This is a genomic window from Micromonospora sp. RB23 (assembly GCF_053585025.1).
The window spans coordinates 1,472,408-1,487,395 of record NZ_CM132111.1 but is presented as its reverse complement, the minus strand read 5'-3'; the positions used below and the strand labels follow the sequence as shown (position 1 = coordinate 1,487,395).

Sequence of the window (14,988 nt, the reverse complement as noted above, 5' to 3'; positions counted from 1 at the left end):
CCGGCGAACGGGTCAGCCGCACCAGCGCGCGGTTGCCCCGGCCGGTCGGGTGGAGGGCCCGTCGGCGGCCGGGGTGGCGGGCGCGCTCGCCACGGCCACCTTGTCGGGGCGGCGGGCCGGTGTCGGCGTGCCGTTGGGCCGGGCGACCGGCGGGCGGGTCGTCGTCGGCGGGCGCGGGGTCGCTGCGACGACGCCGCGCTCGTACATCCGCACCACGCTCGTCTGCACCTGGCCCGGGTTCATGCGAATGCCGGACACGGTGACCCGGTGCCCGTACACGTCGCTGACCCGCACGCTGTACGGGCCGGGACCCGCCCCGGAGGCCAGCAGCCAGTAGTTGTAGTCCTGGCGGGCTGTTGCCCGCCAGGGGCCGCTGGTGCCCTGGCGTACCTCGACGGTGCGCAGCGGGTTGCCGTGGTTGCCGATCCGGACGGCGAACCAGAACTGCGACGCGCCCTCCTTGATGCGGAAGGTCAGCGGGCCGGGCAGCGGCGGGTTGACCACCGCGCGGTAGGTGACCTGGACGAGCCCCTGGACCGGGTCGGCGATCCGGGCGAACGCCTCCCGGGACAGGTCGAGGTGTCCGGGCTCGCACTCCGGGCACTGGTCCATGATCAGGACGCGGACGGTGCCCTTCGGGCCGGTGACGTCGAGGAACCCGCCGCAGGCGGCGCCCGCGGCGTACTCGGTGGGGCCGAGGGCGACGTAGAGCCGGTTGGCCGGGGCGGCCGGGTTCGAGCAGTTGCCGCCGGCGCCCTTGGAGTCGTAGAAGGTCGCCTTGCCGCTGTGGGTGGCGGTGCCGGTGGGTGGCGCGGCGGCGAGTGTCCGGCCGGCGGCGCAGGCCGGGGTGGAGCCGGACCGCAGGGCCAGGGTGAGTCCGAGCGCCGCCGCGAGGACGGTGACGCCGGTGGCGACCAGCCAGGGCACCGGGCCGGACGAGGACGCGGGCGGGTCCGCCGGAGCACGGTCCAGGTCGAGGTCGATGTCGACGTTCTGGACGGCGACGGTGGGACCCTCGACGCCGCCGGAAGCGCTTCCGTCGGTCACGTCGCGATGCTGCCGGAACGGCGGACGGCCGGACAAGGCGGCTAAGCGAAAGCTAAGAGAGCATCGACGGACGGTGACGGTTCCGCCGCTGGCCGGTCAGGGCTCGACGACGAGCGGGTCGCCGATCCGTATCGTTCCACTGTCGACGGGTACCACGTTCAGTCCGAACAGGAGCTTCTGACCGACGTTGCGGTAGCGGCCGAGGGTGCGCAGGGGCTCCTTGGCGCGTACCCCGGTCTCCTGGTCGGTGGTGGTGACCACGCAGCGGTCGCACGGCCCGGCGGCGCGCAGGCGCACGTCGCCGACGCGCAGCGAGCGGCCCGCCCAGCCGTCCTCGGCCCAGGCCGGCGCGCCGTCGACGACCAGGTTGGGCCGGAACCGTGTCATCGGCACCGGGTCCTGCCCCGCGTCGGCGAGCCAGCCGTTGAGGGCGTCGAGGGAGCCGGTGCTGGTCAGCAACAGCGGGTAGGCGTCGGCGAAGCTGACCTGGTCGCCGGTGTCGTACTCGCGATCGGCGGCGGCCAGGTGTCGCGTGGGACTGGCCATCCAGACCAACCGGACGGGCCGGCCGAGGAGCGCGGCGAGCCAGGCGTCCGCCGCCGGGCCGGCGTGCAGCGCGGGGACCGAGGTGGTCCGGCTGCGGAAGGTCCGCACCCATACCGGGTCGCCGCCGGTCGGCTCGGGGACGTCGAGGTCGGGCCTGGTGTCGGCGCGCAGCACCAGGCCGCCCGGGCGCACGCTGGCACGCAGGCCGACCAGGCGGGTGGTGTCCCGCTGGGTGACGCCGACGCCGTCGGCGTCGACCACCATCCAGCGCCGGTCGCCGGCCAGGCCCCACGGCTGCACGAACGCGCCGTCGTGGTCGAGCCGGTGACAACCCTTGACGGGGTACGTGTGAATCGAGGTCAGCCGCACCTGACGATGCTGACACGAGCAGCGTCGCCGATGGGAACGGGCGCCCTGCCCAGCCTCGTCTTCGGGTTGAGTCCCGCGCCACCGTCCCTTGCGGAACGTCAACGTGCGGCGAGGGATCGGTTGCGTGGCAACGATCGTCGTCGAATCTGTGAGTCGAGAGGCGGATTCGATGGCACGGACGGGGGTACATGGCGTGGACCGCAATCAGTAGCATCGCCGCATGCAGTATCGCCAGGAGCACGTGGAGCCCGAGACCCGGTCCGTCGAGGCGCAGCCGCCGACCGAGTCGCCTGAGCCGACCGAGGGCGCGCCTCCGCGGCGACGCCGGTGGCGGAAGATCGTCCTGATCACCGTCGTGGTCCTGGCGTTGATCGCTGGTGGTGGCGTCATCGCCGGTGGGCTCTACTACCGATCGGTCAGCTCGGGGATCGAGCGCGTCGACGCATTCGGAGATGTGCCGGAGGCCTCTCGGCCCCAGGTCGTCGCGAAGGGCGCGATGAACATCATGATCCTGGGCAGCGACTCGCGCGACCCGGACAACAGCTCCGGCTCCCGAACCGACACCATCATCCTGGCCCACCTTCCGAAGGACCGGCAGAGCGCCCAACTCATCGCGATTCCCCGCGACAGCTGGGTGAGCGTGCCGGAGTCGCCGCAGGGGCGCGGCGGTCGGGACGCCAAGATCAACGCGGCGTTCGCGTGGGGCGGTGTTCCCCTGATGGTGCAGACCATCGAGAAGTTCACCGGTGTACGCATCGACCACGTGGCAATGGTCGACTTCGCGGGCTTCAAGGAGATCGTGGACGCGCTCGGCGGCATCGACGTCACCGTGGACAAGGCCTTCACGTCGAAGCACTCACTCAACCCTGACGGGCGGCGTGAGTTCGCCGCGGGGCCACAGACGATGGACGGGGCGACCGCACTGGACTACGCCCGCGAGCGCTACGCCTTCGCCGACGGCGACTTCAGCCGGATCAAGCACCAGCAGCAGGTCATCAAGGCGATCCTGGACAAGGCCGCCTCCGGCGGCACGCTCGCCAGTCCCACCAAGCTCAACTCGTTCGTCCGGGCGACCGCCGACGCCGTCGCGGTCGACAAGTCCATGTCCCTCGTGGACCTCGCGATGGAGCTGCGGCACCTGCGCAGCGGTCAGCTCGGGTTCTTCACCTGCCCCACCAAGGGCACCGGCCAGATGGGCAGCGAGAGCATCGTGGTCGTCGACAAGACCCGGGCCGCCCGTGTCTTCGACGCGGTCCGTCGCGACGCTGCCGCGGAGATCACCGCGGCAGCGAAGTAGGTACATGGATTAAACTCTTCGTCCAATGCCGACGGATCTGCGCCGGTCGTATTCTGCCTTCGGTTCTTTGGCTCGGCCCAACAGCCGGTCGAAGGATATCGGGGGAAAGGGTCGACCATGTCAGGTCACGCGACGACAAGCCGTTCCAGCGGACCAGGTCCACACGTGCGGGAGACGGGGCCGCCGGTGACGCCAACCGAACCACCGGCGGCCGGCGCGGCCAGGACCGTGCCCGCACCCCGGTCGGGGTCGGGCCTGGACACGACCGCTGTCCTGCCGTACGCCGGGTCCCGGACATCGTCCTGGACCCGGCGGCTGCGTGCCTGGATGATCACGTTTCCGATCGACGTCGTGGCACTGCTCTTCCCACTGCTGCTGTCGCAGGCGTACTGGCGCGGCACACTCGTCAACGCCGGACTCACCATGGCGATCTTCGCCACCGGTGGGCTCTACCAGGCCCGCCGTCACGTGAGCTTCCTCGACGAACTGCCGAGTATCGCCGGCCGGCTGCTGGCCTCGGCGGCCGTGGTGGCCATCATCGCGGCGGAGCGTCACTACTCGGTCGAGTACGTCGCGGGCTTCATGCGCGGCGTCGCCATCTCCGCCGGCCTGGTGATCATCGGTCGTGGGTTCAGCAGGGCGTTCACCATCGTGGTCCGCAAACGCCGGTGGGTCGAGCACAACGCGATCATCATCGGCAGCGGCCCGGTCGCCCTGGAACTGGCCCGGCTGCTACGCCGCTACCCGCGGTACGGCCTGCGTTTCGTCGGCTGTGTCGACGTCGTGGCACAGCCGGACGGCAACGCGCTTCCCCTGCTCGGCGGGTTGACCGACCTGGAGAAGTTGGTCCGGGTGTTGCAGTGCGAGGTCCTGGTCATCGCCGACCCGGACTGCCCGGAGTCCGTGCTGATGGAGACCCTCCTGCTGCCGTACAGCTCGCGCTGCGACCTGTGGGAGGTGCCGCGCCTGTGGGGCTCACGCTCGCTGGGCGGTTATCCCGACCACATCGGGGCCATCCCCATCGTGCGAGTAGGCGACATCTCCCTGACCGGTCCCCGCTGGGCGGTCAAGCGGGCATCGGACATCCTGTTCGCCTGCGTGGCCCTGATCGTGCTGAGCCCGCTGCTGCTGCTGTGCGCGTTCGCGACGCTCCTCGACGGCGGGCCGGGGATCTTCTTTCACCAGGAGCGCATCGGTCGGTACGGGAGGCCGTTCAAGGTGGTCAAGTTCCGTTCGATGCGCCCGGTCGACGAGACCGAGTCGCAGACGAACTGGTCGATCGCGTACGACCAGCGCGTCGGTCCGATCGGACGGTTCATGCGTCGCACCTCCCTCGACGAGCTTCCACAGCTGTGGAACATCCTGCGCGGCGACATGAGCGTCGTCGGGCCGCGACCCGAACGGCCGCACTTCGTCGAGAAGTTCTCCGCGGAGTACCCGCGCTACGCGATGCGGCACCGGGTTCCGGTGGGGCTCACCGGGCTCGCGCAGGTCAGTGGCCTACGCGGGGACACACCCATCTCCGATCGGGCTCGGTTCGACAACTACTACATCGAGAACTGGTCGCTCTGGTTGGACTGCAAGGTGGTCCTCCGCACCATCGCCGAGGTGTTCCGTGCGGGGGGCCGCTGACGGCCGTCCGCGGTCTCGAGGCGGTCAGCCGGTGCCCAGGATCGGCAGCGACCGTGGCTCGTAGCCCTCGAAGTAGCGGCTCGGGTCGGCCTGCAACACCGAGTCGAGCACGCTGCCGAACACGTCACGGAAGTCGGTCGTGGCCTTCAGGTCACCCTGGTCCAGGTCCGTGAGGCTCGGCTGCTCCCCGTAGATGCCACCCGTGACGCGGTGACCGAGGACGAGCACCGGGCCCGCCGTGCCGTGGTCCGTACCGTCCGACGCGTTGGCGCGGACCCGGCGGCCGAACTCGCTGTAGACGACGACGGTGACACGCCGCCCGGCCTCCGAGCCCGCCATCCGCTCAACGAACGACGTGAGCGAGTCGTCGAGCTGCCGCAGCAACAGTTCCTGGGTCGAGATCTCGTCGGCGTGGGTGTCGAAGCCGCCGAGGCTCACCGAGTAGACCCGGGTGGGAACGCCCACCTCCACGCACCTTGCCACGAGCGCCAACTGGGCCGGGAGGACGCTCTCCCCGCCCGTGCCGGTCGCCGGAACGGCCGGCTCGGTGTGCGCCTTGGGCGCTCCCGTGGCGTCGTCCGCGTCCCGCACGACTCGTTGCAGCTCCAGCAGGTCGGCGTAGGCGGCCGCGCCACGGGCCTGCATCTCGGGCTCTCCGGGCTCGGGCCTGCCGAGATCGGCGACCAGACCGGCGTCGATCCAGGACGGCAGGTCCAGGCCCTGGTAGCTGATGCAGGAGCCGATCCGTCGTTTTCCCACCAACAGCGGCGGCAGCACCGGCTCGAAGCTGACCGCCGTCCCGACGGGCGCGTCGACGCTGTCCAGCCAGCGGCCGATCCAGCCGGTCGTGGCGGGGTTTGCCGGGGAACCGGTCTGCCAGATGTCCATGGACCGGAAGTGGCTGCGGTCGGGGCGTGGGTACCCGACACCGGGGATGATTGCCAGACGCTTGTCGTCCCAGAGCCGTTTCAGGCCGCTGAGCGCCGGGTTCAGGGCGAGCGCATCCGTCAGGTGCAGCGTCCGCTCGGCGGGATACGCGAGTTCCGCACGACTGTCGTGGTACACCGGGTCGGCGTACGGGATCACGGTGTTGAGGCCGTCGTTGCCGCCGTACAACGTCACCAGCACGAGCGTCTCACCGGCCGGCGCCTCGGCGTGGTCCGCGTCGCTCAGCAGCCGGGAGTAGGCGAGCGCACCGCTTCCGGCTGCCAGCGCCGCCGCGCCGGTGACTCCGGAGGCGAGCAGGAACCGACGTCGGGTCAGGGCATTCATCTCACGTCACCGCGTATTCGGGGCTGACCAGACCCAACGTCACCATGATGCGGGCGTTGTCCGCCCGCCGTAGGACGGCGTACGTCCGGTTGGTCCACCGGTCGACGCAGAGCATCCCGGCGACGTCCTCCGGGCTGAGGCGGCCGAGGTGCAGTTGGCTTGCCAGTTTGCCGGCGAGGCTGAGTTTCAGGCGGGCGGCCGCGGAGGTGAGCCAGGCGGGACCGGCCGGCCACCCGCCGACACTGGGCGGCGCGAAGGGACGTTGCCCCAGGCCGCCCAGGCCGTCGACGAGTTGGATCAGCATGTCGCGGGGAAGGCTCGACGGCCGGAGTCCCATCTGACGCATGGCCCCGACCAGCCATTCGACGGGCTGCTTGACCATCGTGCCCGCGGTGGCGCGGAAGGCGTCGTCGGTGAAGAGGGCACGCAGCATGGCGTGCGGTACCGGGAACGCCGCGACCATCCGATCGCGGGTCGCCGGCGGAATCGGCTCGGTGGACGAGGCGTAGCGGAACCACAGCCGGGTCGCAATGAACTCGGCGCAGGCCGGCCGGCGCAGAAGCAGGTCGACAAGGCTGCGGGCGGTGAAGTTGGCGGTGCTGCCGAGGATCGTCTTGCTACCGGAATCACATGACTCCTCGTCCAGGACCAGGCGCCCGGCCCTCCGATCCAACCGCCAGCCCGTCAACGCCCGGCCGGCCTCCTTCACGTCGTTCTCGGTGTACTGCCCGATGCCCAGCAGGAACAGCTCGCAGAGTTCGCGGGCGAGGTTCTCGTTCGGGGCGTCCCGGGTGTTGTACTGCCCGTCGAGCCAGTACACGAGCGCCGGATCGACCACCATGCGGCGGGCCATGTCGGCGAAGTTCGGGGCGAGACGCAGGGTTCGGTGCTGCGCGAGCATGAGCTGCGGGCTCTTGACCTTGCGGATGGAGGTCGCCCAGTGCCCATGCCAGAAGAAGACGAGTTTCTCGACCGCCTGGTGATCGGCCACCACCATCCGGTCCAGCCACCACCGCGTCAACTGCTCGGCCTGTGCCTCACGGGTCTTCTCCGCGTTCGCCCGCTGCCGGTCGCTCGGATTGGACAGGTCGGCGTAGGGGTCCGGGCCGAGTTGCGGCACCGGGGCCGCCGTGGCCCCGATGTCCGGACCGGACGGGGACGTCATCCGCAGCGCCGTCGCCTCGTAGCCGACCTGGATCGCGGCTGCCAGCTCGGCCGACGTGGGCCCGAAGCCCGCGCGGCGCAGAAGCAGCGCGACATCCTCCGTCATGACTCCACGATAGGCGACGGACCCGGTGGCGCAGTCCCCTGTGGCCGGTGCGCGGGCGGGGCGTCACGGCACCCTCCACGCTGCACGGTGTCCGGTAGCATCACCGGCCGTAGGGGACCCGGTTGTCACGGTGATGGGTGGATGTCATGTCGGAGCAGCCGCGCCCGAGCTTCGACGTCGCCCAGTCCCCGCCACGGCAGTCGACCGCGCGCGCGACCCCCGCGACCCTGACCGGCCGCTCCGTGGCGCTCGTGCACGAGTGGTTCGGCGCCACCGGCGGCTCGGAACAGGTGTTCCGGCACATCGCCGACCTCGTCCCGCAGGGCGAACGGTTCGTGCTGTGGAAGGACCGGGACGCCAGCGAGCCGGGGCTTCGTGAGTCCTGGCTGTCCCGGACGCCGCTGCGACACAGCAAGGCTGCCGCGCTGCCCCTGATGCCGCTGGTCTGGCGCACTCTCAGCCGACAGCGGTTCGACGTGGTCATCTCGTCGAGCCACGCGTTCGCACACACCGTCAAGCTGGGCGACCCCTCGTCGACCATCCACCTCAGCTACGTGCACGCCCCGGCGCGCTACATCTGGAGTCCCGACTTCGATGGGCGGGGCTCCAACCCGCTCCTGACGATGCCCCGGCGGGTGCTGCAGGGGGTCGACGTCCGCCTCAGCAACCACGTGCACGCCTACGCCGCCAACTCGCGGGAGGTGCAGGCGCGCATCCGGCGGTACTGGCGCCGTGACGCGGTGGTCATCAATCCGCCCGTGGACGTGGAATGGTTCGCCGCCGCCCCCACCGCCGACCGGGCCCAGGCGAGGGACTACCTGCTCGGGGTGGGACGCTGGATCCCGTACAAGAACTTCGACCTCATCATCGCTGTCGCCGAGGCGGCCCGGATGCCGCTCGTCCTCGCCGGGTCCGGCCCGCAGGAGACCCACCTTCGCCACCTGGCCGAACGGGCGGACGTTCCGGTCACCTTCGAGGTGCGCCCCGACCGGGAGCGACTGCGGCAGCTCTACTGGGGCGCACGGGCCCTGCTGTTCCCGGTACACGAGGACTTCGGCATCATTCCCGTCGAAGCGCAGGCGTGCGGAACGCCGGTCGTGGGGCTGCGCCGGGGCGGCCTGCTGGAGACCGTGGTCGACGGCTCGACGGGGTTCCTGGTGGACTCGACCGACCCGGCGGACCACGCGGCCGCAATCCGGCGGCTCGATGAACTCGCCGCCGACCGGGTGGCCGCGCACGCCGTCACCTTCTCGGCGGCCCGTTTCGCCGCCGAGATGACCACCTGGATCGACCATGAGTGCGGCTGAGCGGACCTCCTCGCAGCGGATGGCGCGGATCGTCCACGTCAGCCACACGGCGCACCGGGGCGGGGCGGAACTGGCCCTCGCCCGCCTCCTCGCGGCCGAGCCACCATGGAGCGCGGCTCTCGTCGCACCGCCGGCGGGGGACGCGTTCGACGGATTGCCCGCGCACGGTGTGACCGTCGACCAGCGGCTGCCCCAGCTTCCGGTCGGCGGCACCCGCAGCCGCAGCCCGATGCTGGCGGCCCGCTACCTCGCATCCATCCGAGCCGCGAGCAGCGTTCTGCGCGACAGCGCGCTGTTCCGTGCCGCCGATGTGATCCATGCCAACACGGCCGCCGCCGCGATCATCGCGGCACTGGCGAACCGGGGCCGGCCAGTGCCCCTGGTGGTGCACCTGCGGGACCTCGTGTCCCCCGAGAGCATGGGACGCTTCGGCCTCGCCGCATTCACCCGGCTGGCGCTCCCCCACGCGGCCGGCGTCGTCGCCAACTCCCGGGCGACGCTCGACTCCGCCGGCGACCGGCTGCCGTCCACGGCCCGCCGGGTCGTTCTGCAGAGCCCCACCGGCCTCCGGGACCGGGTCACCAACCCGTGGGTGCGCGACGAGGTCCGCGCCGTCGGGATGGTCGGCCGACTTCAGCACTGGAAGGGTCAGCACGTCTTCCTCCGCGCGTTCGCCGAGGTCTTCCGGGGAACGGCCGTCCGCGCGTACCTCGCGGGAGCCGCCCTGTTCGCCGAGGCCGCGTACGAGCAGCAGTTGCGCGCCCTCGCCGTCGAGCTGGGCATCGGGGACCAGGTCGTCTTCCTCGGGCACGTGGACGACGTGCCGGCGTTCGTGGACTCCGTCGACGTGCTCGTGCACGCGTCCATCCGGCCGGAACCACTCGGCCAGAGCGTGTTGCAGGGCCTGGCTCGTGCCCGGCCTACCGTGGCGACCGAGGGCGGCGGCCCGAGCGAGTGGATCCACGACGGCGTCAACGGTCTGCTTGTCGCACCCGACCGGCCGGAGGCGCTCGCTGCGGCGTTGCGTACGCTCGCCGGTTCCCACCAGGTTCGTCTCAAACTGGCGACCGGCGCGGCGGCGACGCCCGGTATCCTCTCCGATGCCGAGTGCGCGGCGGCTCATGCCACCTTCTTCGAGGCGTTCGCTGGCGTGGCATCGGCGAGAGGGCGATAGGCATGGCTCCCGGACATCCGCTGCGGATCGCATACGTGCTCCTGCGTGATCCGAGCTACAGCGAGACGTTCATCGGCTCCGAGATCGAGGCGGTCCGGGCTGCCGGTGCGACCGTCGAGGTGTTCGTCGCCCGTCAGGGCGGTCGGGAGACCGAGGTGCGGCAGGCCGCCGGGAGGCTCCTGCGGCGACCGCTCCGCTTCCGGGACGACGTACGCGTCCTGGGCGCGTCGTACCTGCCACGGGCCGCCCTCGCGGCCGGCCACGCGGACCGTCTGGCCGGCCCGGTCGGCGACTTCGGGCCTGATGTGGTGCACACCCACTTCGTCAACCTGCCGACGGCTGTGGCGGCGCTGGTCGGACGGCGGATCGGCGTACCGACGACGGCCATGGCGCACGCCGCCGACTTCCTCCTCGACCCGAACGGTGCCGCGCTGAATCAGCGGCTGCAACTGCTCCGCCACCTCTTCGTGATCTCCCAGGCCACCGCGGCTCAGTTGACCGAACGCGGCGCGAACCTGTCCACCGTCGACCACAGCGTCGTGCGGGCCGCGTTCGACGGCGAGATCGTCGAACCGCCTGCCCCTGCCGGGGTCGCGACGGTGACCCGTCTGGTCAGCGTGGCGCGTCTGGTGGAGAAGAAGGGGATCGACACGGCGATCGACGCGGTGGCCCGACTGGTGCGGGACGGCCTCGACGTGCGATACGACGTTTACGGCGACGGACCGCTGCGGACCGCGCTCGGTCAACGGGTGGACGCGGCGGGCCTCGCCGGCGTGGTCGTCCTGCACGGCGCCGTGAGTCACCAGGAGGCCACCGACGCGTTGGCCGACGCCGACGTCGCGGTGCTGCCCTGCCGTCAGGCCACCGACGGCGACCTGGACGGCATTCCTGTCTTCCTCATGGAGGCCGCAGGTCGGGGAGTGCCCGTAGCGACCACCGCCGTGTCGGGCATCCCGGAGCTGGTCGGCCCGGCCGACGGTTGGCAGGTGCCACCGGACGACCCGGCGGCGTTGGCCGAGGCGTTGGCGCAGCTCATCCGCGATCCGCAGGAACGGTGGCGGCGGGCCGTCAGTCTCGGGGCCCGGCTGCGCGCGGAATTCTCCCCCGCGTTGCAGGCCGAACGGCTGCTGTCCGTGTGGGGACCCCTCGCCGGGCGTGCCGCCGACGTCCCGCCCGGGGCCTCCTTCGGGGAGTCGGTGGCATGGACCACCTGACGGTCGTCGTCACCTTCTTTCCGCTTCCGCAGGACCGGGGCGACCCGATCCGCGTCCTGATGATGTTGCGTGCCCTGGCGTCGGTCCGGCCCTACACCCTGTTCGTGGTCCGCCGCCCGGACACGACCGACGAGCAGGTGGTGCAGTTGCGCGCCCTCCTGCCCGACGTCACCGTCCGGGCCTTCGACGCCACGCCCTACCGGACGAACCAACTCGGGCCAATCGGTCGCTATCAGGAATCGCTGCTCGACGGCATGCCACCGTGGGTCCGCACCCGCTACAGCAAGGGTCTGCACGACGCGCTGCGAGCCCGCGTCGGCTCCGGGCTGGCCATCGGCGAGGCCGCCGGGGCGTACCTGCGCGGGACCTCGCTCCGGTGGCACTGGGACAAGGCCAACGTGCTGGCCGCCAGCAGCCGGCAGGACGCCGACGAGGCGGTCGGCGTGGCGCACCAGCTACGGGCGCGGTACCTGGCGCGGATCTCCACCCGCTTCGAGGGACAGGCGTTGGGGAACGCGGCGACCGTCTCGGTGACCAGCGACGAGGAAGCGGCCCGGTTGGCAAGGGCGTACGGCCGCCGCGCCGACTTCACGCTGCCCAGCTGCGTACCGTTGCCCGACGGGCACCAACGTTGTCCGGTCGAGGGCCGTCTGCTCTGGCTCAGCAGCTTCTCGTACCGCTCCAACCTGCTCGGTCTGCGGCGATTCCTCGCCGATGGTTGGCCTCGGCTGAGAGCGGCCGGATTCACCCTTGAGCTCGTCGGTTCGGGTCTCACGGATCCGGTACGGGACAGCCTCGCCGAGCACGACGGGTTGGAGATCACGGGTTGGGCACCCGACCTGCGTCCCGTGCTGGGTCGCGCCCGGGCGGCGGTGGTGCCGCTGTGGAGCGGTGCCGGGGTCAAACTCAAGACACTCACGCTCCTGGCGCATGCGGTACCCGTCTTCAGCACCACGGTGGGTCGCGAGGGGATACCAGCGACCGGCGCCGTCCGCGTCGCCGACACGCCCGAAGGGCTCGCCGCCGAGCTTCTCGCCGCCAGCCCGGAGCAGTTGGACGACATGGCGACGGAGGCCGTACGCCTGGTGCGGGAACGGTTCACCGAGGCGCGCTTCGCGGACCAGCTGATCAGCTCGCTCGGCCGGCACGGCCTGCTCGACCACGCCACTTCCAACGAGGGCTCGTGATGTCCGCGCGCAAACTGGTGTCCGCGTCCTTCGCGAACCTGTTGATCCCGATCAGTGGTCTGCTGGTCAGCCCGTTCCTCTCCCGTGAGCTCGGCCCGGACGGCCGGGGCGTGTACGCGGCGCTGACGCTGCCCATCGTGGTGTGGGGTTGGATCGGGACGTACGGCCTACAGGATTCGCTCAGCTATCACATCCGGCAGGGGCGCCTGTCGAGTCGCGCCGCCGCGAGGGTCAGCCTGCTGGCGATGGCGCCGCTCAGCGTGCTCGCCGTCGGGCTGTTGGCGGTGCTCGGCATCGTGCTGTTCCCGGACACCGACGAGTACCGCGAGTTCCTGGTCCTGGCCCTGTTCGCACCGCTGCACGTCCTGTCCAACCTGTTCATCGGCGCACTGACCGGCAACTCGGACATCCGCGGGTTGAACCTGGTCAAGGTGGTGCCGGCGCTGGTGCGTACCGGCCTGGTCGTCGTCGCGTGCCTGGCGTTCGAGCTGAACGCGTACCAGGCCGGGCTCATCTTCGCCGGTTCGGTGCTGGCCGGACTGGTCATCGGACTGCTGCGGCTACGGAACGCACGGGATACGCCGACAGTGGAGCACGCCGCGCCGCGCGTGCCGACCGCCTCGCTCATCCGGTACGCCCTGGCCTGTCTGCCCGGTGTGCTGGCCGCGGTGTCCAGCGCGCGGCTGGGCCAGATCATCGGTCTTCCGCTGATCGGCGCCCGCGAACTGGGCTACTACGCGGTCGCCGTGAGCGTCGCGGAGATCCCCATGGTGATCGCCACCGCAGCCCGGTCCATGCTGCTGGGACGCCAGGCCAGCGGGGACACCCGCGCGGCCACGCAGGTCGCCCGGCTCGCCGTACTGGTATCCGGGATCGCGTGCGTGGGGCTGGCGCTCGTCGCCAACGTCGCCGTGCCGCTGTTCTTCGGGGCCGCGTTCGAGCCGGCCGTCACACCGACCATCATCCTGTGTGCCGCCACCGTCCTCTACACCTGCATGACGATCTATTCGGCGGCGCTCCTCGCGTACAACCGTCCCGGGTGGTCGTCGGCGGCGCTGGTCGCGGGCTCGGTGGCCGGGGTGGCGGCGCTTCTCGCGTTCGCACCGTTCGGCGCTGTCGGGGCGGCGGTAGCGAGCCTCGTCGGGTACGCCGTCACAATGATCATCGCGGCCGTTGGTGTCCGGCGCGTGCCGGAGCTGCGGTCGCTGCGGATGCTCACGGTGCCGTACGACGATGACGTCCAACTCATCCGGAACAGGATTGCCATGGTGACAACTCGTCTGCGCCGGCTCACGGCGGCAGCCACCGACCGGACCGAGGGTGGCTCGGCGAACCCGCGGGCGAAGCTGTCGCTCCTGGCCCGACTTCTCGGCGCGGGACGCCGTCACGGGGTCGGCACGGTCGGGGTGGCCGCTCTGATCGTCCTGGCGTGGCTGCGGATCGTGTCAGCACAGACGATGCACCTGCTCATCGCGGGCCGGCCGACGTTCAACTCCCGCGAGGTGGTCGGATCGTCGATGGGCGACCTGGTCGGCGACGGCCTGACGTTCGTGTTCCTGCTCCTGGCCGCCGGCCTGGCCGCGCACGGCATCTGGCGGCGACGACCCACCTCGTACCGCTGGCTCGCGGTCGCCCTCGCCACCTTCGTGGCGCTCGAAGTCGGTGGTCTGCTGCACGGGCACACGCCGAGCGCCGTCGCGGCTGCCTTCCCGCTCGCGGCGACAGCGATCTGGGCGCAACGCCCCAGGTCGGAGGTGCTGGGTGTCGTCGGCGTCCTGGGCGGGTTGACCGCCGCCGGCTCGATGCTCTTCGCCGTCATCCGACCCGACCTGGCGCTGCTCACCGGCGAGGCGGCCGGGGACAAGAAGGTGTTGTTGGGCGGCCTGCTCACCGGGCCCTACCTGCACTCGAACGTGCTGGGCCTGGCGCTGGCGCTCAGCGTCGCCTTCGTCTTCCTCCTCCGTCGTCCGGCGCTGCGCTGGGCCTGCCTCGCCGTGATCCTCGGTGCCCTGGTCTGGACCGGCTCGCGGACCAGCCAGGTCGCCGCGGTGGCGGTCATCGGGGCGTACGTCCTCATCCGCCTGCTACGCGGACGGAGCTGGCCCGCCTCGCTGGCCTTCGCGGCCGGGGCGTTGCTGGTGGGCGCCGTACCACTGATCACCAGCGACCCGGCGAGCTTCAGCGAACGCGGCCGGATCTGGACGGTGCTGCTCGACCGTTGGGCTGAGAGCCCGATCGTCGGTTGGGGTCAGGACGTCTTCGACGAGCCGGCGGTCACCGCAGCGCTCGGAGGTCAGTTCAACCATGGACACAACGTCATGGTCCAGGTGCTCGTCGTCGGCGGCCTGCTGGCTCTCGTACCGTTCCTGCTGCTGTGCTTCGTGGCGTGGCGGCGGGCCGCCGCGCTCTGCGGCGCTGGTCAACCGGTGCCGCTGCTCTTCCTGGTGGCCTTCGCACACGTGTCGTGGCTGGAGGCGTCGCACGTCTCGACCACGCTGACCGGATACGTGACCTGGCTGCCGCTGCTGGTCATCGCCCTCGCCGGACCAGCGGCGACACCCGTGTCGCGGGATGTCGCCGCGGTGGCCCCGCCGGTACCGTCTGCCGGTCCGGTGGTCGATGACAGGCCGGAGTCGGAGACGGTCGAGCCACCCGCGCTGCTGCCGTAGCCCC

General features: G+C 71.2%; 11 protein-coding genes. 7 read left to right on the top strand and 4 right to left on the bottom strand.

Annotated elements, in window-relative coordinates; all coding sequences use genetic code 11:
• Window positions 1–12 precede the first annotated feature (12 nt).
• On the bottom strand, window positions 13–1,047 hold the full coding sequence (locus tag ACTFTM_RS06895) for an expansin EXLX1 family cellulose-binding protein (RefSeq protein ID WP_449565009.1): 1,035 nt from the start codon (window positions 1,045–1,047) through the stop codon (window positions 13–15).
• A gap of 96 nt (window positions 1,048–1,143) precedes the next feature.
• Complete coding sequence (locus tag ACTFTM_RS06890; protein WP_449565008.1) at window positions 1,144–1,962, bottom strand: MOSC domain-containing protein; 819 nt, start codon at window positions 1,960–1,962, stop codon at window positions 1,144–1,146.
• Window positions 1,963–2,182: 220 nt separating this feature from the next.
• Between ACTFTM_RS06890 and ACTFTM_RS06885 the strand changes: the two genes are divergently transcribed.
• Both ACTFTM_RS06885 and ACTFTM_RS06880 read left to right on the top strand, forming a co-directional pair.
• On the top strand, window positions 2,183–3,259 hold the full coding sequence (locus ACTFTM_RS06885; protein ID WP_449565007.1) for an LCP family protein: 1,077 nt from the start codon (window positions 2,183–2,185) through the stop codon (window positions 3,257–3,259).
• 327 nt (window positions 3,260–3,586) lie between these two features.
• Window positions 3,587–4,891 carry a sugar transferase gene (locus tag ACTFTM_RS06880; protein ID WP_449565006.1) on the top strand — a complete coding sequence of 435 codons (1,305 nt, stop codon included), beginning with the start codon at window positions 3,587–3,589 and terminating at the stop codon, window positions 4,889–4,891.
• 24 nt (window positions 4,892–4,915) lie between these two features.
• Here ACTFTM_RS06880 and ACTFTM_RS06875 read toward each other — a convergent pair whose 3' ends face one another.
• Window positions 4,916–6,163 (bottom strand): DUF1501 domain-containing protein, encoded by a 1,248-nt coding sequence (locus ACTFTM_RS06875; protein WP_449565005.1) that lies wholly within the window; start codon window positions 6,161–6,163, stop codon window positions 4,916–4,918.
• Between the two features lies 1 nt (window position 6,164).
• Window positions 6,165–7,433, bottom strand: a complete 1,269-nt coding sequence (locus tag ACTFTM_RS06870; RefSeq protein ID WP_449565004.1) for a DUF1800 domain-containing protein — start codon at window positions 7,431–7,433, stop codon at window positions 6,165–6,167.
• A gap of 146 nt (window positions 7,434–7,579) precedes the next feature.
• On the opposite strand from ACTFTM_RS06870, the gene ACTFTM_RS06865 reads away from it, so the two are divergent.
• From ACTFTM_RS06865 to ACTFTM_RS06845, 5 genes are read left to right on the top strand one after another with little or no spacing between them, the layout of a single operon-like run.
• Window positions 7,580–8,740 carry a glycosyltransferase gene (locus ACTFTM_RS06865; protein WP_449565003.1) on the top strand — a complete coding sequence of 387 codons (1,161 nt, stop codon included), beginning with the start codon at window positions 7,580–7,582 and terminating at the stop codon, window positions 8,738–8,740.
• The gene (locus tag ACTFTM_RS06860; RefSeq protein ID WP_449565002.1) at window positions 8,727–9,914 is read left to right on the top strand and encodes a glycosyltransferase family 4 protein; all 1,188 of its coding nucleotides are present in this window, start codon (window positions 8,727–8,729) and stop codon (window positions 9,912–9,914) included. The genes ACTFTM_RS06865 and ACTFTM_RS06860 overlap by 14 nt, the downstream gene beginning before the upstream one ends.
• Before the next feature lie 2 nt (window positions 9,915–9,916).
• Entirely contained in the window at window positions 9,917–11,128 is a 1,212-nt protein-coding gene (locus ACTFTM_RS06855; protein ID WP_449565001.1) for a glycosyltransferase, read from the top strand.
• Window positions 11,116–12,315: a glycosyltransferase gene (locus ACTFTM_RS06850; RefSeq protein WP_449565000.1), complete on the top strand. Its 1,200-nt coding sequence runs from the start codon at window positions 11,116–11,118 to the stop codon at window positions 12,313–12,315. Before ACTFTM_RS06855 ends, ACTFTM_RS06850 begins: the two co-directional genes overlap by 13 nt.
• On the top strand, window positions 12,315–14,984 hold the full coding sequence (locus ACTFTM_RS06845) for an O-antigen ligase family protein (protein ID WP_449564999.1): 2,670 nt from the start codon (window positions 12,315–12,317) through the stop codon (window positions 14,982–14,984). The genes ACTFTM_RS06850 and ACTFTM_RS06845 overlap by 1 nt, the downstream gene beginning before the upstream one ends.
• Window positions 14,985–14,988 lie beyond the last annotated feature (4 nt).